The following is an 18,008-nucleotide window of genomic DNA, read 5'->3' as shown; positions in this document are numbered from 1 at the left end:
CGCGCTCAAGCGGCCTTGCGCGCGAGCGCCGCGTTCAGGTCGGCTTGCGCGTCGCCGATCGGCGAGATGCCGAACTGCTTGACGAGAATGTCGAGAACGTTCGGCGTGAGGAAGGCGGGCAGCGTCGGTCCGAGATGGATGTTGCGCAGGCCGAGCGCGAGCAGCGTGAGCAGCACCGCGGCCGCCTTCTGCTCGAACCACGACACCACGAGCGTGAGCGGCAGATCGTTCACGCCGCAGTCGAAGGCCTTCGAGAGCGCGATGGCGATCTGGATCGCCGAGTAGCTGTCGTTGCACTGGCCCAGATCGAGCAGGCGCGGAATGCCGCCAATGTCGCCGAACTCGTGACGGTTGAAGCGGTACTTGTTGCAGCCGAGCGTCATGACGACGGTGTCGCTCGGCGCACCCTGCGCGAACTCCGTGTAGTAGTTGCGGCCAGGCGCGGCGCCGTCGCAGCCGCCGATCAGGAAGAAGTGGCGGATCTGGCCGGCCTTCACGGCGTCGATCACCTTGTCGGCCACGCCGAGCACCGTGTTGCGCGCAAAGCCGATGGTGATGGTTTCCTGCGGCGCCGTTTCGCGGAAGCCCGGCAGCGCGAGCGCGGCCTGCACGACCGGCGCGAACGCGTGGTGCTCGAGATGGCGCACTCCAGCCCAGCCCACCGGGCCCGTCGTGAAGATGCGCTGACGGTACTGCGGCAGCGGCTCGATCAGACAGTTGGACGTCATCAGGATCGGGCCGGGGAAGTTCGCGAAGTCGGCTTGCTGATCCTGCCAGGCGCCGCCGTAATTGCCTGCGAGATGCGCATACGCCTTGAGCTTCGGGTAAGCGTGCGCGGGCAGCATTTCGCCGTGCGTGTAGATCTGCACACCGGTGCCCTGCGTCGCTTCGAGCAGCGCCTCGAGATCGCCGAGATCGTGGCCCGAAACCAGGATGGCTTTGCCCGCGGCCGGCGTCACGCGCACGGCGGTGGGTTCTGGCATACCGAAGCGGCCCGTGTTCGCCGCGTCGAGCAGTTCCATCACCTTGAGGTTCAGGTTGCCGAGCGCGAGCGCGTGTTCGAGCAGGTCGCCGGCCTGCGTCGGTTCGCTCGCGAGAAACACGAGCGCGGCTTCGACGCCTGCGTAGACTTCCTCGCTTTCGTAACCGAGCACGCGCGCATGGTGAGCGTAGGCACACACGCCCTTGAGGCCGTAGAGCACGAGCGCGCGCAAGCCCACGACATCCTCGCCCGCCTTCGGGAGCCCGGCCTTGATGCCGACGAGCGCAGCCTGTGCCTGCAGTTCGGCAAGATCGTTGCCCGGTTGCCAGAGCGCTGCGCCGCCCGGCTGCGCAACGTCAACGCCTTGTGCGAGCGCGTGCGCCTCGTAGGTCGACTTCACACGATCGCGGTGTTGCGCGGCTTCGCGCAGCATCGCCACGAAACGGCTGGCGTTGAAGTTGACGTTGGTGAGCGTCGTGAACAGCGCGTAGAGCATAAAGCGGTCGGCTTCGCGATCGGGGCTGCCGAGGCCGCGCGCGAGCGCGCCATACTGGGCGATGCCCTTGGCTGCGTAGATCAGCAGGTCCTGCAGATCCGCAGTCGTAGCGTCCTTGCCGCAGTTGCCCTTGGCCGAGGCGCACCCCGGGGTGGCCTGGGTGCGGTCGGTCTGTTCACATTGATAGCAAAACACGGCTTTCTCCTTTTCCTTGTGGGGTGACGGTGCGAGCAGTCTTGTAAGATGCAAATTTCATGCATCTTTTAAATGGTGACGCGCCGGCGGGAGTTCTGCCGTGACAAAAATCAGAAAACGTGTCGCTTCATTCGAGGAAGTGGCTACGTGTGCGAAAACGTCGCAGGTCGGCGCCCGGTTCGTACACGCCAATGAAAAGCCCCGGCCGACCTTGCGGTCGAGCCGGGGCTTCAGGCCCAGCAGATACGCCTGGACGCTTTAAAACGGAATATCGTCGTCCATTTCGTCGAAGCCGCCGCCAGCCGGCGCGCTCGAACGGCCACCGCCTGCGCCGCCGCCCGCACCACCACCGCTCGAACGCGGCGCGCCGCCGCCGCCCGACGCACGGCCACCGCCGCGCGGAGCCGACTGCTGGCTGTAGCCGCCGTCGTCGCCCATGTCACTGCCCGCCGAGGCGCCGCCGCTGCGGCCGCCCAGCATCTGCATCTGGTCGGCGACGATTTCAGTCGAGTAACGGTCGGTGCCGTCCTGCGCTTGCCACTTGCGCGTGCGGATGCGGCCTTCGATATACACCGACGAGCCCTTCTTCAGGTACTCCGAGACGATCTCGGCCAGACGCCCGAAGAACGACACGCGGTGCCATTCGGTCATTTCCTTGAACTCGCCGGACGCCTTGTCCTTGTAGCGGTCGGTGGTCGCGAGGCGGATGTTCGCCACGGCGTCGCCGCTAGGCAGATAGCGCACTTCCGGTTCGGCGCCGAGGTTGCCGACGAGGATCACCTTGTTCACGGATGCCATGAATTTCTCCTGTTTGATTCCGTTGCGAGGAGCGGCCGCGCGGTTCGCGCCGGCGAGCGCCCGATGTGTTTCGAGCGCCTACCCCGGTCGCGGACCGCCTCCGCGAATTGCGTTGCTGTGAACCGTTGGTTCTAACTCAGGCCCGCCTGGCTTTAAGCGCGTTTGGCTTCAGCCCGCCTGGGCGGCGCCTTCATATTGGCCGCGATTATAAGCCAGCACAAGACGAGCCCCGAGCACGCGTAGAACACGGCGCTCGCGCCGTCGTGCTTGAGGAGCCATCCGCCCGCCACGCCGCCGAGCGCGAGCCCGATCGACTGCGTGGTGTTGTACACGCCCGTGGCCGCGCCCTTGCGGTTGCCCGGCGCCAGCTTCGAGACGAGCGAAGGCTGCGAAGCCTCCAGAATGTTGAAACCGAGGAAGTACACGAACAGCACGGCCGACACGATGACAAGTGTATGCGCAAGCGAGCCGAGCAGAAGCTGGCCGATCAGGATAAGACCGATCGCAGAAACGAGCACGGCCTTCATCTTGCCCCGCTTCTCCGCGACGATGATGGCCGGCACCATCAAGACGAACGCGAGGCCCATGACCGGCAGATAGATCTTCCAGTGCGACGCGACCGGCAGGCCCGCGTCGACGAGCAGGCGCGGCACGACGAGAAAAAGCGCCGTTTGCGTGGCGTGCAGCACCAGCACGCCGAAGTTCAGGCGCAGCAGTTCCACGTTGTGCAGCACCTCGGCAAACGGCGCGCGCACGTGCACGGGCTTGCTGGGCGCGTCGGGCACGACCCAGATCACCACGCCCACCGCCAGAATCGAGAACACGCCAACCAGCGCGAACAGGCCGCTCATGCCGACCCAGTGAAACACGATCGGCGCGCCCACGATCGCCACGGCGAACGACATGCCGATCGAGCCACCCACCATCGCCATGGCCTTGGTGCGGTGCTCCTCGGCGGTCAGGTCGGCGATGAACGCGAGCACGGCCGAAGAAACGGCGCCCATGCCCTGAATCACGCGGCCGACGATGATCCACACCATGTCGTGCGCGCCCGCCGCGACGAAGCTGCCGATCGCGAAAATGACGAGGCCGGCGGCGATGACGGGCTTTCTGCCCACCATGTCCGACACCCAGCCGTAGAAAATATAGAGAAGCGACTGCGTGACGCCGTACGCGCCGAGCGCGATGCCGACCAGCAGAAGGTTGTCGCCGCCGGGAACGGTTTTCGCGTAGACGGAAAACACCGGCATGATCATGAAAAGACCGAGCATGCGCAGCGCGAAAATCGCCGCGAGCGATACGGTCGCGCGCAACTCGGGCGCGCTCATGCGTGAGGATGTAGCGGGTGAATTGGAGGACATCGGAGCGTTATGTGTTTGGACCGCAAGTGCCCGCACGTTTGTTGACCGGGACGCTCCCTGACGCGCCTCTTTCGAGGCCCTTGCACTTGCCGCTCCGGGCCCTTTCGAAGACCGTCAGCAAGCCGTAACGGCGGTCTGGAAAAGTCGTTATAGTAGCAGGTTTGGTTTCCCTTTCTCCCGCAGGTTCATGGAACAGATCCGTATCCGTGGGGCCCGAACCCACAACCTGAAGAACGTCAATCTGGACCTGCCGCGCCACAAGCTCGTGGTGATCACCGGGCTGTCGGGCTCGGGCAAGTCCTCACTGGCCTTCGACACGCTCTACGCGGAAGGCCAGCGCCGCTACGTGGAAAGCCTTTCGGCCTACGCACGCCAGTTCCTGCAGCTCATGGAAAAGCCCGACGTCGACCTGATCGAGGGTCTGTCACCGGCGATTTCCATCGAGCAGAAGGCGACGTCGCACAATCCGCGCTCCACGGTCGGCACCGTCACCGAGATCCACGACTATCTGCGGCTGCTGTACGCCCGCATCGGCACGCCCTACTGCCCGGACCACGAGATTCCGCTGGAGTCGCAAAGCGTCTCGCAGATGGTGGACGCCGCGCTCGCCCTGCCCGAAGAAACGAAGCTGATGATCCTCGCGCCCGTGATCGTGGACCGCAAGGGTGAGCATGCCGAGCTCTTCGACGACATGCAGGCGCAGGGTTTCGTGCGCTTTCGGGTGCGCTCGGGCGGCGGCACGGCCAACGAAGGGGAAGCGAAGATCTACGAGGTGGAGTCGCTGCCCAAGCTCAAGAAGAGCGAGCGCCACACCATCGACGTCGTGGTGGACCGCCTGAAGGTGCGCCCCGACATGAAGCAGCGCCTCGCGGAGTCGTTCGAAACCGCGCTGCGCCTGGCCGACGGCCGCGCCATCGCGCTCGAAATGGACACGAACAAGGAGCACCTGTTCAGCTCGAAGTTCGCCTGCCCGATCTGCTCGTATTCGCTGCCGGAGCTGGAGCCGCGCCTTTTCTCGTTCAACAACCCGATGGGCGCGTGCCCCGAGTGCGACGGCCTGGGCCAGATCACGTTCTTCGATCCGAAGCGCGTGGTGGCGCACCCGTCCCTTTCGCTCGCGGCGGGCGCGGTGAAGGGCTGGGACCGGCGCAACCAGTTCTACTTCCAGATGCTGCAGAGTCTCGCCGCGTTCTACGACTTCGACATCGACACCGCGTTCGAGGAGCTGCCGGAGAAAGTGCGCAAGATCCTGCTCTACGGCTCGGGCAAGCAGGAGATTCCGTTCTCGTACATCAACGAGCGCGGCCGCACGTCGGTGCGCGAGCACGTATTCGAAGGGATCATCCCGAACCTCGAGCGCCGCTACCGCGAGACCGACTCGGCCGCCGTGCGCGAGGAGCTGTCGAAGTACCAGAACAACCAGGCCTGCCCGCACTGCGAAGGCACACGCCTGCGCCGTGAAGCGCGCTTCGTGCGCATCGGCTCGGGTGATGAGGCACGCGCCATTTACGAAGTGAGCGGCTGGCCGCTGCGCGACACGCTCGGCTACTTCCAGACGCTGCGCCTCGAAGGCGCCAAGCGCGAGATCGCCGACAAGGTGGTCAAGGAAATCGTCGCGCGCCTCATGTTCCTGAACAACGTCGGGCTCGACTATCTCTCGCTCGAACGCAGCGCCGAGACGCTTTCGGGCGGCGAGGCGCAGCGCATCCGCCTCGCCTCGCAAATCGGCTCGGGCCTGACGGGCGTAATGTACGTGCTCGACGAGCCGTCCATCGGCCTGCATCAGCGCGACAACGACCGCCTGATCTCCACGCTCAAGCATCTACGCGATCTCGGCAATTCCGTGATCGTGGTCGAGCACGACGAGGACATGATCCGCATGGCCGACTACGTGGTCGACATGGGCCCGGGCGCGGGCGAGCACGGCGGCATGGTGATTTCGCAAGGCACGCCCGGCGAAGTCGAGCACGATCCGGCCTCGATGACGGGCCAGTACCTCTCGGGCGCGCGCCGCATCGACTATCCCGACGAGCGCATCGAGCCCGGCGAGCGCCAGTTGCGCATCGTCGAGGCCTACGGCAACAACCTCAAGCACGTCACGCTCGACCTGCCGGTCGGCCTGCTCACCTGCGTGACGGGCGTTTCGGGCTCGGGCAAGTCCACGCTCATCAACGACACGCTTTATCACGCCGTCTCGCAGCATCTGTATGGATCGTCGGCGGAGCCGGCGCCGTTCGAGGCGATCGAGGGCATGGAGCACTTCGACAAGGTCATCAACGTCGACCAATCGCCGATCGGCCGCACGCCGCGCTCGAACCCGGCCACCTACACGGGCCTCTTCACGCCCATCCGCGAGTTGTTCGCGGGCGTGCCGGCCGCCAAGGAACGCGGCTACGAGTCGGGCCGCTTCTCGTTCAACGTGAAGGGCGGACGCTGCGAAAGCTGCCAGGGCGACGGCGTGCTGAAGGTGGAAATGCACTTCCTGCCCGACGTGTACGTGCCCTGCGACGTCTGCCACGGCAAGCGCTACAACCGCGAAACGCTGGAGATTCAATACAAGGGCCGGAACATCAGCGAAGTGCTCGACATGACGGTCGAAGCCGCCTACGAGTTCTTCAAGGCGGTCCCGGTGGTGGCGCGCAAGCTCAAGACGCTGCTGGACGTGGGCCTTGGCTATATCCGCCTTGGCCAGTCGGCCACCACGCTTTCGGGCGGCGAGGCGCAGCGCGTGAAGCTCTCGCTCGAACTTTCCAAGCGGGACACGGGCCGCACGCTGTATATACTCGACGAGCCGACCACCGGCCTGCACTTCCACGACATCGCGCTTTTGCTCGAAGTGATTCATCGGCTTCGCGATCAGGGCAACACGGTGGTCATCATCGAGCATAATCTCGATGTAATCAAAACCGCCGACTGGATCGTGGACATGGGACCGGAAGGCGGCGCGGGCGGTGGGCAGATCGTGGCCCAGGGGACGCCCGAACAGGTGGCGAAATCGAAGGCAAGCTTCACGGGCCGCTATCTCGCGCCGCTGCTCAAGCGCCAGATTGCCGCGCTGGACACGGCGTCGGGGCAATGACCCGCTAAGCGGACCGGAAATTTAGCAGTAGAAATAGCTGCAGCAACAACGGGTCGGGGGCGCGTGCGCCCCCGAAGTTTGGAGACGGAATACACCCAACATGGTCAAGCGCAACGAAGCGACAGAAGATAAACAGGTGCGCGACCTGCGGCCAAGGCCGGTCAGGCTCACGAGCGACATGAGCCTGCCGAAACTTTCGGCAGTGGAGATCGGCAGCTATGTGGCCGCGCTCGCCGGCATGCTGGCGGTGCTGCACCTGAACCTGCTCGGCGCGCTGCTAGCGGGCATGCTCGTCTTCCAGCTCGTCCATACCATTTCGCCGCTCATCGAGCGGCGCATGTCGAGCAGCCGCGCACGCTGGCTCTCGGTGGTGCTGGTTTCCATCGTGATCGTCGGCATCCTCACGGGGCTCACCGTGGGCGTGATCGAGCAGTTCGAAAGCGACGTGCCGAGCGTGCAGAAGGTCATGGCGCAGATGATGACGTTCGTCGACCAGGCGCGCGGACGCATTCCCGAATCCATTGCCGCCTATCTGCCCGTGGACGTCGCGCAGATGAAGCTCAAGGCCCTTGCGCTCATGCACGAGCACGCCACCCAGCTCGGCCAGGGCGGCAAGAATGCCGCGCGTATCTTCGGGCATATCGTGATCGGCATGATCATCGGCGCGATCATCGCCATTGGCGCGCAAAAGAACGCCACGCGGCTGCCGCTTTCCACGGCGTTCGTTACACGCGTGGCGCGTTTCGCCGACGCCTTCCGCCGCATCGTGTTCGCGCAGGTGAAAATTTCGGCCATCAACACGGTGTTCACCGGCCTTTTCCTCCTGCTCGCGCTGCCGGTGTTTCACGCGCCGCTGCCGCTCGCGAAGATGCTGGTCGTGGTGACCTTCGTGGTCGGCCTCCTGCCCGTAATCGGCAACCTGATCTCGAACACGCTGATCGTCGCCATCGCGCTCACCGTGAGCCTGCCCGCGGCGGTCACGGCGCTCGTGTTCCTCATCCTGATCCACAAGCTCGAGTACTTCCTGAATGCGCGCATCGTGGGCGGCCAGATCGAGGCGCGCACGTGGGAACTGCTCGTCGCGATGCTCGTGATGGAAGCCGCGTTCGGCATTCAGGGCGTGATTGCCGCGCCTATTTTTTACGCGTATATCAAGCGCGAACTCATCTATCTGCGGCTCGTCTGAGCCGCCTTGTCCCAAGCGCGCGCGGCCTTCAGCGCCCGCGCGGCTCGGCGGGCACGTCGGTCATGCCGTCGTGCTCGATTGCGTAGATCGCCACCTGCACGCGGCTCGCGAGACCCAGCTTGCGCAGAATGTTGCGCACGTGAATCTTCACCGTGCTCTCCGCCAGGTCGAGCGTGCGCGCAATCTCCTTGTTGCTCGCCCCGCGCGCCAGCTCGCGCACGATGTCGCGCTCGCGCGCCGTGAGTGTCTCCGCACTTGCGCGCGCGCCGCCGGGTGAACCCTGTGCGCCAGTCGCACCGGCCGATTGTGCCGGCTTGCGCATCTGCTCCACGAGCTTCGCCGTCATGTGCTCGGTAATGACCGGCTGGCCGCTCGCGGCCTTGCGGATCGCCGCCACCAGCGCGTCGGCGTCGATGCTCTTGAGCAGGAAGCCGCGCGCGCCCGCGCGCATCGCCGCCGTGAGTTCGTCGGCTTCCTCGGAGACGGTGAGCATGACGACCGCCGTGTCCGGCAGGTCTTCCACGAGCAGTTGCAGCGTTTCGAGCCCCGAGAGGCCCGGCATGTTCAGGTCGAGCAGGACGACGTCGGGCAAGTGCTGCTTCGCGCGCTTGACGCCTTCCACGCCGTCCGACGCCTCGCCCACCACTTCCAGGTCCGGCTGGCGCTGCAGGAGCGCGCTCACGCCCGAGCGAAAGAGCGTGTGATCGTCGATGAGCAGGATACGTATGGTCATGAGGTTCGTTGTCGTGTCGCGATGTCTTCGGCCACCTTCACGCGGCCATGCGGCTTGCGGCGGGCAGGACCAGTTCGACGCGCGTGCCGCGCCCCGGCGCGCTTTCCAGCGCGAGCACGGCGGCAAGACGCCTCGCGCGCTCACGCATGATGTGAAAGCCCACGTGCGATTCGCCGCGCGAGGCGATTTCGGCGGGATCATAGCCCACGCCGTCGTCCACGATCGTGAGGCGGAAGTCGCGAGCGTTCACGACGCTCACCCGCACGTGCAGCGCCTCTGAGTGCTTGCGCGCATTCGAGAGCGCCTCCTGCAGCACGAACAGCACCTGCAATTGCTGGTCGGGCGGCAGCGGCGGGCCGTCTTCGTCGCGATAGTCGAGCGTCAGTTCGGCGTCCGACTGGCGGCGAAAGCGCGCTACGGTGTCCTCCACCGCGAGGCGCAGCTTGCCTGGCGCGAGTTTCGTGCGGAAATTGAGCAGCAATTCGCGCACGTCGTCGTAGCTTTCTTCCACGCCGCCTGCGAGCAGCGGCACGATCTCGCGAATCTCGCCGAGGTCGCCCCGCTGCGCCGCGTCGTCGAGCAGATGCACCTGCATCTTCAGGAAGCTCAGGCCTTGCGCGATGCTGTCGTGCAGCCCCTGGGCGACGAGATTGCGCTCCTCGGATACGGCGAGCTGACGCCCGAGCGCCACGAGCCGCCGGTTCATGAGCGCGACGCCGAGGTGACGGCCGAGCGTCTGAAGCAACTGCACCCCCGATGGCGGAATCTCCCGCTCGCGCCGGAAGTGCAGCGAGAACGTGCCGAGCGTCTCGTTCTGCGCGACGATGGCCGACACCGCGACGCTCACGAAGCCCGCCTTCAGGCAGCGCTGCGTGAAGGCGCTGCTTGCGCCGCTCTCGCCGCTTTCTTTGCTGCCCGCCGGCGCGCCAGGCTGCCCCATCAGGCCGAATACGACCGGCACCTCGGCCGTCGCGCCGCCGCACGTGCAGTCCGCCGCCGGCATGCACTGCTCCGCACGTGTAATCGATTCGGGCATGCCCTCCGAAACAAGCAGATGCAGATTGCCGTCGTCAGGCGAAACGACGCGCACCGTGCCGCCGTCGGCGTCGAATTCGCGCATCACGCGCGTAAGGAAATCGTGGCATACGCTTTCCGCCGCGCCCGGCGTGTTGAGGAACGCCGCCATCTCGTAGAGCGTGGCGAGTTCGCGGTTTTGCGCCGCCAGTTGCGCGGTCTTGGCGTCCACGCGCGCGGCAAGGTCCCGGTACAGCGCTTGCAGCTCCGCAACCATGCGGTTGAAGCCTTGCGCGAGATGGCCGAACTCGTCGTACGTTTCGACCGGCAGCCGCGTGTCGAACTCGCGCGCCTCGATGCGCGCGAGCCCGTCCTGCAAGCGCTGCACGGGCGCCACGAACCACTGGTAGAGCAGATAGACGATCGCCAGCGTGCCCACGCAAGAAAGCGCCGCGAGCACGACCTGCGAAATGCGCAGCCACGCGGTCTTGCGCGCGTTCTCGCGCTCGATCAGGCTGACGAGCCGGTTCGCCTCGTCGACGAAGCCGGGCAGCAGGCCGATGTACGTCGAGGGCTCGCCTCCGCTGGCCGAGAGCTCGCGCAGCGCAGCGGGTTTGAGCGCCTCGTCCCACGCTGTCGCGACGCGTTCGAACTGCGCGTGGATGCCCGCATCCGCGGGAAGAAAGAGCGGCCGCGCCGGATCGCCGTCGCGCAGTTCACGCAGCGTCTCGTCGAGCTGATGCAACTGGGCGTCGACTTGCGCAGACTTGCCCGTGCGGGCTTCCCACAGCGCGATCGCCACCGCGTTCGCGCGCATGCGCAGGCTGCCCGCATCGTTGATGGCCGCGCCGCCGCCTTCGAGCTGCCAGGACAGCCAGAGCGTGCCGCTGATCATCGCGAGCACGAGCGCGAGCGCAACCGTGGAAAGCACGACGATGCGCGTCGAGAGCCGCTTCGGGAACGGCGCGGCCTGCGGGCCGGAAAAGCCGGCAGACGAGGCGCAAGCGGTGGCGGAATCGGAAGACGGAGTCATGGCCGGTACCGGGGATCGGCCGCGCCGAAACGGCGGTGCCTATACCCTGCATTATCTGACGGAGCGAGGCCGATCTTGCGCTAAGTCGCGGTCCAGGCGGGCAACTGCGACACTATGCGTCAGATCGCCGGCCTTCCCGGGCGAGTCCCGGCCTCGCGAGATGCGCCGTCCCCGGGCCTGCCCGTATCGGGAAAAAAGCGGGGAATGCGAGTGTGGCTCGCTCCCCGCGAAGAACGACCGATCCCCACGGCCGTCCAGAGGCAAACGCCGGCCGCTAGCGTCGGCGCTAGCGGCTGCGCACGAGTTGCCACGCGCGAGAGAGATAGGTGATGGAGGCGAAGCCGCTCCACACGTGCACGAGCCGCGTGAACGGAAAGATCACGAACAGCGTCATGCCCATGAACAGGTGCAGGCGGAAGATGAGCGGCGCGCTGGCTACGTAGCTCGCGGCGTCGCCGCGGAACGTGACGATGTGCTGCGCCCAGGTCATGAGCCGCACCATCATCGCGCCGTCCATATGACTCGCCGATTCGCCGATGGTGGAGAGCCCGAGCAGCAGCGTGACGAGCAGCCACAACAGCAGCACCTTGTCGCCCACGCGAGTGACGGCCGAAACGCGCGCGTTCGAAAGCCGCCTGTGCAGCAGGATCGAGAGGCCCACCAGACACATCGAGCCCATCACGCCGCCCGCGACCATCGCCACGAGCTGCTTGACTGCATGCGGCACGCCGAGCCAGTCCCACACCGCAACGGGCGTGAGGAGACCGAACAGATGCCCGAAGAAGAGCCCGAGCACGCCGACGTGAAAGAGAATATTGCCCAGGCGCAGATGCCCGCGATAGAGCATTTGCGAGCTGTCCGCCTTCCACGTGTACTGCTCGCGCTCGAAGCGCGCGAGGCTGCCGAACAGGAAGATGGCGGCGGCAATATACGGATAGATGCCGAACAAAAACTGATTGAACGTGTTCATGGCGATTCCTTTGCGCAGTCAGGCGCGCAAGCCGCCGCGCAGTCAGTCGAAATGCTCGCGGTGGCCGCTGCATACTCCGCTCGCGGGTGGAATTGAACGACCTGCGGCGAATGGCTCGCGCCGAACGCGTGCATGAGCGGCTCGACGCCGTCCGCGCCGGTGCCGAAGCGTTCGAGCGCCTCGTCCATGTCGCGCACGGGCGCGCCCACGAGCGGCAGCGGCTCGACATCGCTCAGCTCGCACAGCACCGCAAAAATGCCCGCATAGGGGCTTGCGCTCGTTTCGAGCTGATTGCCGAGCGCCGCGAGCACGTGGATCGCCTCGCCAAGCAGCGCGCTCGCCTCGTCCTCGTCGATCAGGCCGAGCACTTCGAGAAAGAGCGGCACGTAGTCGGGCAGTTCGTTCGTCGCGACGTCCAGGCCGTGGCTACGGTATTCGTCGAGCAGATCGACCATCGCCTGGCCGCGCGCGCGGCTCTCGCCGTGCACGTGCTCGAACAGATGCAGCGAGTGGCGAGGATTGCGATCGAACGTGGCCACGTACGCTTCCTGCGACTCGACCAGCGAGCGCTCACGCAGCGCCGCAATGAGCGGCGCGAGTTCGTGCGTCGCGCAGCCGCCCTTCGGCACGGCCTCGAGTGCGGCCTCGATCTCGTCGAGTGCATCGAGCAAGGGCTGTTCGGGATAATCGAGCAGCGCGGAGAGAACCGGATAAATCGACATGACAATGTCCTCCCGCTCAAGCTTGCGAAGGCGTCTTGCGACGCGACTTCGGCATATCGACGTACACCACGCTGCCTTCGACGTTCGAGCCGAACAGCGAGCCCTCCGAAACGCCGCCCGAGCACCCATTGCCGAACGAGAAGCCGCAACTGCCCTTCTCGTTGAACGAGTCCTCGACCATTTCCTTGTGCGACGACGGCACGACGAAGCGGTCCTCGTAGTTCGCAATCGCCATGGTGCGGTACATGTCCTCGACCTGCGCGGGCGTGAGGCCCGTGCGCTCGAGGACCGCGTTGTCGTTCACGCCGTCCACGGTCTGGGTGCGCTTGTACGCGCGCATCGCCAGCATGCGGTTGAGCGCTGAAATCACGGGCTTTTCGTCACCGGCGGTGAGCAGGTTGGCGAGATAGCGCACGGGAATGCGCAGGCTCGCCACGTCCGGAATCACGCCGTCCATGCCGATATGGCCCGCGTCCGCAGCCGACTGGATCGGCGAGAGCGGCGGCACGTACCAGACCATCGGCAGCGTGCGGTACTCGGGGTGCAGCGGAAACGCGATCTTCCACTCGACCGCCATGCGGTACACGGGCGAGCGCACGGCCGCATCCAGCCAGCTTTGCGGCACGCCCTGGCGCAGCGCCTCGGCCTGGATAGCGGGATCGTGCGGATCGAGGAACACATCGAGCTGCGCCTGATACAGATCCTGTGTCGATTGAACCGATGCTGCATCGCTGATGCGGTCCGCGTCGTAGAGCATTACGCCCAGATAACGGATGCGGCCCACGCACGTTTCCGAGCACACCGTAGGCTGCCCCGCCTCGATGCGCGGATAGCAGAAGATGCACTTCTCGGCCTTGCCGCTCTTCCAGTTGAAGTACATCTTCTTGTATGGGCAACCCGAGATGCACATGCGCCAGCCGCGGCACTTGTCCTGATCGACCAGCACGATGCCATCGTCTTCGCGCTTGTACACCGATCCCGAGGGGCACGACGCCACGCACGCAGGGTTCAGGCAGTGCTCGCACAAGCGCGGCAGATACATCATGAAGGTGTTCTCAAAGCTCGAGTACATCTCCTTCTGCACGTTCTCGAACAGCTTGTCGCGACTGCGCGACGAGAACTCGCCGCCCAGATCGTCTTCCCAGTTAGGACCCCAATGGATCTTGTCCATCTTCTTGCCGGTGATGACCGACACGGGGCGTGCGGTGGGCGGCGTTTGCGAGAGACGCGCCTTCTGCAGATGTTCGTAGTCGTACGTGAACGGCTCGTAATAGTCGTCGATGCCGGGCAGGTTCGGGTTCGCGAACAGGTTCGCCAGCACCTTGAGCTTCGGGCCCTGGCGCGGTTCGATCTTGCCGCTCGCGTGGCGCACCCAGCCGCCGTTCCACTTCTCCTGGTTCTCCCACTCCTTCGGATAGCCGATGCCGGGCTTCGTCTCGACGTTGTTGAACCACGCGTACTCGACGCCGTCGCGCGAGGTCCACACGTTCTTGCACGTGACGGAGCACGTATGGCAGCCAATGCACTTGTCGAGGTTCAGGACCATCGCCACCTGGGCGCGTATTTTCATGATGCTGCTCCTTCCTTCATCGGGCCTTCCAGCCACTCGACCTTTTTCATCTTGCGCACGATCACGTACTCGTCGCGATTGCTGCCAACGGTGCCGTAGTAGTTGAAGCCGTACGCAAGCTGCGCGTAGCCGCCGATCATGTGCGTGGGCTTGAGCACCGTACGCGTGACCGAGTTGTGAATGCCGCCGCGCATGCCGCTCGTTTCCGCGCCCGGGACGTTGATGATCTTTTCCTGCGCGTGATACATGAGGCACATGCCGCGCGGCACACGCTGGCTCACCACGACGCGCGCCGTGAGCGTGCCGTTCACGTTGAACACTTCGACCCAGTCGTTGTCGACGAGACCCGCCTCCTTCGCCTCGGCCTCCGAGACCCACACGTGCGGCCCGCCGCGCGACAGCGTGAGCATGCGCAGGTTGTCCGAGTAGGTCGAGTGGATGCCCCACTTCTGGTGCGGCGTGATCCAGTTCAGCACGAGTTCGTGCTCGCCGTTGGGTTTCGCGCCGAGCATCGACGAGGTCGTCTTCGTGTCGATGGCGGGCTTGTAGTTGCACAGGCCCTCGCCGAAGTCGAGCATCCAGCGGTGATCCTGATAGAACTGCTGACGGCCCGTGAGCGTGCGCCACGGAATCAGCTCGTGCACGTTCGTATAGCCGGCGTTGTAGCTCACCTCTTCCGATTCGAGCCCCGACCACGTCGGCGCGGAAATGATCTTGCGCGGCTGTGCCTGCACGTCGCGAAAGCGAATCTTGTCGTGCTCGCGGCCTTCGGCCAGGTGCGCGTGATCGCGGCCCGTGATCTTCGAGAGCGCGTCCCACGCCTTCACCGCCACATGACCGTTGGTTTCAGGCGCGAACGTGAGGATCATCTCGGCAGCGTCGATGGCCGTTTCCAGACGCGGGCGTCCCTCGGCCGCGCCAGTGTTGTGCTGAATGCCCGTGAGCTGCGCGAACTCGCCTACCTCGTGCACCGTATTCCAGTTGATGCCCTTGCCGCCGTTGCCGAGCTTTTCGAGCAGCGGCCCAACCGAGGTGAACTTGTTGTAGATCTCGCGATAGTCGCGCTCCACGAGCGTCATCGAAGGCGCGGTCTTGCCCGGGATCAGATCGCATTCGCCAAGACGCCAGTCTTTCGGCTCGAACGCCTGGCCAAGCTCGCCCGGCGTGTCGTGCATGAGCGGCGTGCACACGAGGTCCGTGCGCTTGCCCAGATGTTCGCCGCCGATCTCCGAAAACTTCTTCGCGATGGCCTTGTAGATTTCCCAGTCGGTCTTGCTCTCCCACAGCGGCTGCACCGCCTCCGAAAGCGGATGGATGAACGGGTGCATGTCCGACGTGTTGAGATCGTCCTTCTCGTACCACGTAGCCGAGGGCAGCACGATATCGCCGTAAAGGCACGTCGTGCTCATGCGAAAGTCGAGCACGGTGAGCAGGTCGAGCTTGCCTTCGGCCGCTTCGCGCACGTTCACTTCGGCAGGCTTGATCGCGTCGGCCTCGTCGCCGAACAGCGCGTTCTGCGTGCCGAGCAGGTACTTGAGGAAGTACTCGTGGCCCTTGCCCGAACTGCCCATGATGTTCGAGCGCCAGACGAACATGTTGCGCGGGAAGTTCGCGGGGTTGTCGGGGTCGTCGCAGGCGAAGTTCAACGCGCCGGACTTTAACTGGTCCACCGCGTACTGCACCGGCGGCACGCCCGCGCGCTGCGCGGCGTCCACCACGTCGAGCGGATTCGCGCCAAGCTGCGGCGCCGAAGGCAGCCACCCCATGCGCTCGGACTTCGCGTTGAGGTCGAGCATCGAGAGATTCTTGTAGCGCGCGCGGTCGGCGCCGGGCCCGAGTATCTCGTCCACGCTCACCTTCTCGTGGCGCCATTGGCTCGTGTGGTTGTAGAAGAACGAGGTGCCGTTCATCTGGCGCGGCGGGCGCGACCAGTCGAGCGCGAACGCGAGCGGCGCCCAGCCGAATTGCGGACGCAGCTTTTCCTGGCCCACGTAATGCGCCCAGCCGCCGCCGCTCTGCCCGATACAGCCGCACATCATCAGCAGGTTGATGATGCCGCGGTAGATCATGTCGTTGTGATACCAGTGATTGAGCGCCGCGCCCACGATCACCATGCTCTTGCCGCGCGTGCGGTCGGCGTTGTCGGCGAACTCGCGCGCCACCTGGATCACGAGCTTGCGCGGCACCGTGGTGTGCTTCTCCTGCCACGCGGGCGTGCAAGGCACGTCGTCGTCATAGGAGGACGCGACGTTCGGGCCACCCAGCCCCTGATCGACGCCGTAGTTGGCCATCTGCAGGTCGTAGACGGTGGCCACGAGCACGTTCGTGCCGTCGGCGAGCGTCACGCGCTTCACGGGCACGCGCCGCGCGAGCAACGCGGCGCCTTGGTTCTCCTCGCCGCCGAAGTACGGGAAGCCCACCTCGACCACTTCGTCATGCTGATCGATGAGCGAGAGGCGCGGATCGATCTCGCGGCCGCTGCCACCGTCCTTCATTTCGAGGTTCCAGCGGCCCACCTTCTTGCCGCCGTCGTGCTCGCCTTCGCCCCAGCGGAATCCGATCGAGCCATTCGGCGCGACGATGTCGCCCGTCGCCGCATCGATGGCAAGTGTCTTCCATTGCGGGTTGTTCGCTTCGTCGAGATTCGCGGCAAGTTGCGACGCCCGCAGAAACTGGTCCGGCACGAGTGAGCCGTCGCGGTCGGCGAGTGTAACGAGCATCGGCATGTCGGTGTACTGCTTCACGTAATCGCGGAAGTACGCCGATTTGCCGCTGGCGTGAAACTCCTTGAGCACGACATGGCCCATCGCGAGCGCAAGCGCCGCGTCGGTGCCCTGCTTCGGCGCGAGCCAGATGTCGCCGAACTTCACCATCTCGCCGAAGTCGGACGACACGGCCACCGTCTTCGTACCCTTGTAGCGGACCTCGGTGTAGAAGTGCGCGTCGGGCGTGCGCGTTTGCGGCACGTTCGAGCCCCACACCATGAGATACGTGGAGTTGTACCAGTCGGCCGATTCCGGCACGTCGGTCTGCTCGCCCCACACCTGCGGCGAGGAAGGCGGCAAGTCGCAATACCAGTCGTAGAACGAGAGGCACGCCCCGCCGATCAGGCTCAGATAACGCGCGCCCGCGGCGTACGAGACCATCGACATGGCCGGAATGGGCGAGAAGCCGATCACGCGATCGGGACCGTACTTGCCGATGGTGTACGCGTTGGCCGCCGCGATCATCTCGGTGGCCGTGTCCCAGCCCGCACGCACGAAACCGCCCTGGCCGCGCGCACGCTTGTAGTGCGCGGCCTTCTTCGGGTCCTCGACGATCGAGGCCCACGCCTGAACCGGCCCGAGCGTCTTGCGCGCCTCGCGCCACATCTCGATCAGGCGGCCGCGAATCATCGGGTACTTCACGCGCTGCGCCGAGTACACGTACCAGCTATACGATGCGCCACGCGGGCAGCCGCGCGGCTCGTGGTTGGGCAGGTCCGCGCGCGTGCGCGGATAGTCGGTCTGCTGCGTTTCCCACGTGATCAGGCCGTTCTTCACGTAGACCTTCCACGAGCACGAGCCCGTGCAGTTCACGCCGTGGGTCGAGCGCACGATCTTGTCGTGCTGCCAGCGGCTGCGATAGCCGTCTTCCCATTTGCGGTCCTCGTTCACCACCGCGCCGTGGCCCTTCGAAAACGTCGACTTCACGCGCGACATGAACTTCAACCGGTCCAGAAAATAACTCATCAGGTTCTCCGGGACTGCTGCTGGAATCGATCGATCGCCTGTCGCCGTTCGCGTGCGTCGCACGCGTGGCATGTGTGGCGGCCGGCGCTCATATCGTTTCCGAGTATGGCGAGCAGGCGCTGGCCTGCCCATTCATCA

The 18,008-nt window shown here is 65.3% G+C and carries 11 protein-coding genes; 2 read left to right on the top strand and 9 right to left on the bottom strand.

What is annotated here, in order from left to right:
* Window positions 1–5: 5 nt before the first annotated feature.
* The 3 genes from hcp to U5A65_RS17250 all read right to left on the bottom strand — a co-directional run bounded on the left by hcp (window position 6) and on the right by U5A65_RS17250 (window position 3,832).
* Window positions 6–1,673: a hydroxylamine reductase gene (hcp, locus tag U5A65_RS17260; RefSeq protein WP_321946856.1), complete on the bottom strand. Its 1,668-nt coding sequence runs from the start codon at window positions 1,671–1,673 to the stop codon at window positions 6–8.
* A gap of 258 nt (window positions 1,674–1,931) precedes the next feature.
* Window positions 1,932–2,471 (bottom strand): single-stranded DNA-binding protein, encoded by a 540-nt coding sequence (locus tag U5A65_RS17255; protein ID WP_158756887.1) that lies wholly within the window; start codon window positions 2,469–2,471, stop codon window positions 1,932–1,934.
* 152 nt (window positions 2,472–2,623) lie between these two features.
* Window positions 2,624–3,832: an MFS transporter gene (locus U5A65_RS17250; RefSeq protein ID WP_415765044.1), complete on the bottom strand. Its 1,209-nt coding sequence runs from the start codon at window positions 3,830–3,832 to the stop codon at window positions 2,624–2,626.
* 187 nt (window positions 3,833–4,019) lie between these two features.
* Between U5A65_RS17250 and uvrA the strand changes: the two genes are divergently transcribed.
* Both uvrA and U5A65_RS17240 read left to right on the top strand, forming a co-directional pair.
* Complete coding sequence (gene uvrA, locus U5A65_RS17245; RefSeq protein WP_321946855.1) at window positions 4,020–6,911, top strand: excinuclease ABC subunit UvrA; 2,892 nt, start codon at window positions 4,020–4,022, stop codon at window positions 6,909–6,911.
* A 100-nt stretch (window positions 6,912–7,011) separates the two neighbouring features.
* Window positions 7,012–8,097 carry an AI-2E family transporter gene (locus U5A65_RS17240; RefSeq protein WP_158756884.1) on the top strand — a complete coding sequence of 362 codons (1,086 nt, stop codon included), beginning with the start codon at window positions 7,012–7,014 and terminating at the stop codon, window positions 8,095–8,097.
* A gap of 28 nt (window positions 8,098–8,125) precedes the next feature.
* Here U5A65_RS17240 and U5A65_RS17235 read toward each other — a convergent pair whose 3' ends face one another.
* The 6 genes from U5A65_RS17235 to U5A65_RS17210 form a co-directional block, all read right to left on the bottom strand.
* A complete protein-coding gene (locus U5A65_RS17235; protein WP_321907713.1) occupies window positions 8,126–8,830 on the bottom strand; it encodes a response regulator transcription factor in 705 nt (234 codons plus the stop codon).
* A 37-nt stretch (window positions 8,831–8,867) separates the two neighbouring features.
* A complete protein-coding gene (locus U5A65_RS17230) occupies window positions 8,868–10,877 on the bottom strand; it encodes a type IV pili methyl-accepting chemotaxis transducer N-terminal domain-containing protein (RefSeq protein ID WP_321946854.1) in 2,010 nt (669 codons plus the stop codon).
* 286 nt (window positions 10,878–11,163) lie between these two features.
* Entirely contained in the window at window positions 11,164–11,847 is a 684-nt protein-coding gene (gene narI / locus U5A65_RS17225; protein WP_321907709.1) for a respiratory nitrate reductase subunit gamma, read from the bottom strand.
* On the bottom strand, window positions 11,844–12,569 hold the full coding sequence (gene narJ / locus U5A65_RS17220) for a nitrate reductase molybdenum cofactor assembly chaperone (protein ID WP_321946853.1): 726 nt from the start codon (window positions 12,567–12,569) through the stop codon (window positions 11,844–11,846). The genes narI and narJ overlap by 4 nt, the downstream gene beginning before the upstream one ends.
* Window positions 12,570–12,585: 16 nt before the next feature.
* The gene (gene narH / locus U5A65_RS17215) at window positions 12,586–14,139 is read right to left on the bottom strand and encodes a nitrate reductase subunit beta (RefSeq protein WP_321946852.1); all 1,554 of its coding nucleotides are present in this window, start codon (window positions 14,137–14,139) and stop codon (window positions 12,586–12,588) included.
* The gene (locus tag U5A65_RS17210) at window positions 14,136–17,870 is read right to left on the bottom strand and encodes a nitrate reductase subunit alpha (protein ID WP_321946851.1); all 3,735 of its coding nucleotides are present in this window, start codon (window positions 17,868–17,870) and stop codon (window positions 14,136–14,138) included. The genes narH and U5A65_RS17210 overlap by 4 nt, the downstream gene beginning before the upstream one ends.
* Window positions 17,871–18,008 lie beyond the last annotated feature (138 nt).

It is taken from the genome of Paraburkholderia sp. J10-1 (genome assembly GCF_905220165.1).
GTDB lineage: Bacteria > Pseudomonadota > Gammaproteobacteria > Burkholderiales > Burkholderiaceae > Paraburkholderia.
Note: the sequence above shows the minus strand (reverse complement) of the source record. Positions and strands in the feature narration are given on the sequence as shown.

Bases quoted from the DNA above. Each gene is read 5' to 3' on its own strand.
- U5A65_RS17230 (WP_321946854.1), bottom strand. From the start codon at position 10,877: ATGACTCCGTCTTCCGATTCCGCCACCGCTTGCGCCTCGTCTGCCGGC.
- U5A65_RS17210 (WP_321946851.1), bottom strand. From the start codon at position 17,870: ATGAGTTATTTTCTGGACCGGTTGAAGTTCATGTCGCGCGTGAAGTCG.
- narJ (WP_321946853.1), bottom strand. From the start codon at position 12,569: ATGTCGATTTATCCGGTTCTCTCCGCGCTGCTCGATTATCCCGAACAG.
- uvrA (WP_321946855.1), top strand. From the start codon at position 4,020: ATGGAACAGATCCGTATCCGTGGGGCCCGAACCCACAACCTGAAGAAC.
- narH (WP_321946852.1), bottom strand. From the start codon at position 14,139: ATGAAAATACGCGCCCAGGTGGCGATGGTCCTGAACCTCGACAAGTGC.
- narI (WP_321907709.1), bottom strand. From the start codon at position 11,847: ATGAACACGTTCAATCAGTTTTTGTTCGGCATCTATCCGTATATTGCC.
- U5A65_RS17235 (WP_321907713.1), bottom strand. From the start codon at position 8,830: ATGACCATACGTATCCTGCTCATCGACGATCACACGCTCTTTCGCTCG.
- U5A65_RS17240 (WP_158756884.1), top strand. From the start codon at position 7,012: ATGGTCAAGCGCAACGAAGCGACAGAAGATAAACAGGTGCGCGACCTG.
- U5A65_RS17255 (WP_158756887.1), bottom strand. From the start codon at position 2,471: ATGGCATCCGTGAACAAGGTGATCCTCGTCGGCAACCTCGGCGCCGAA.
- U5A65_RS17250 (WP_415765044.1), bottom strand. From the start codon at position 3,832: ATGTCCTCCAATTCACCCGCTACATCCTCACGCATGAGCGCGCCCGAG.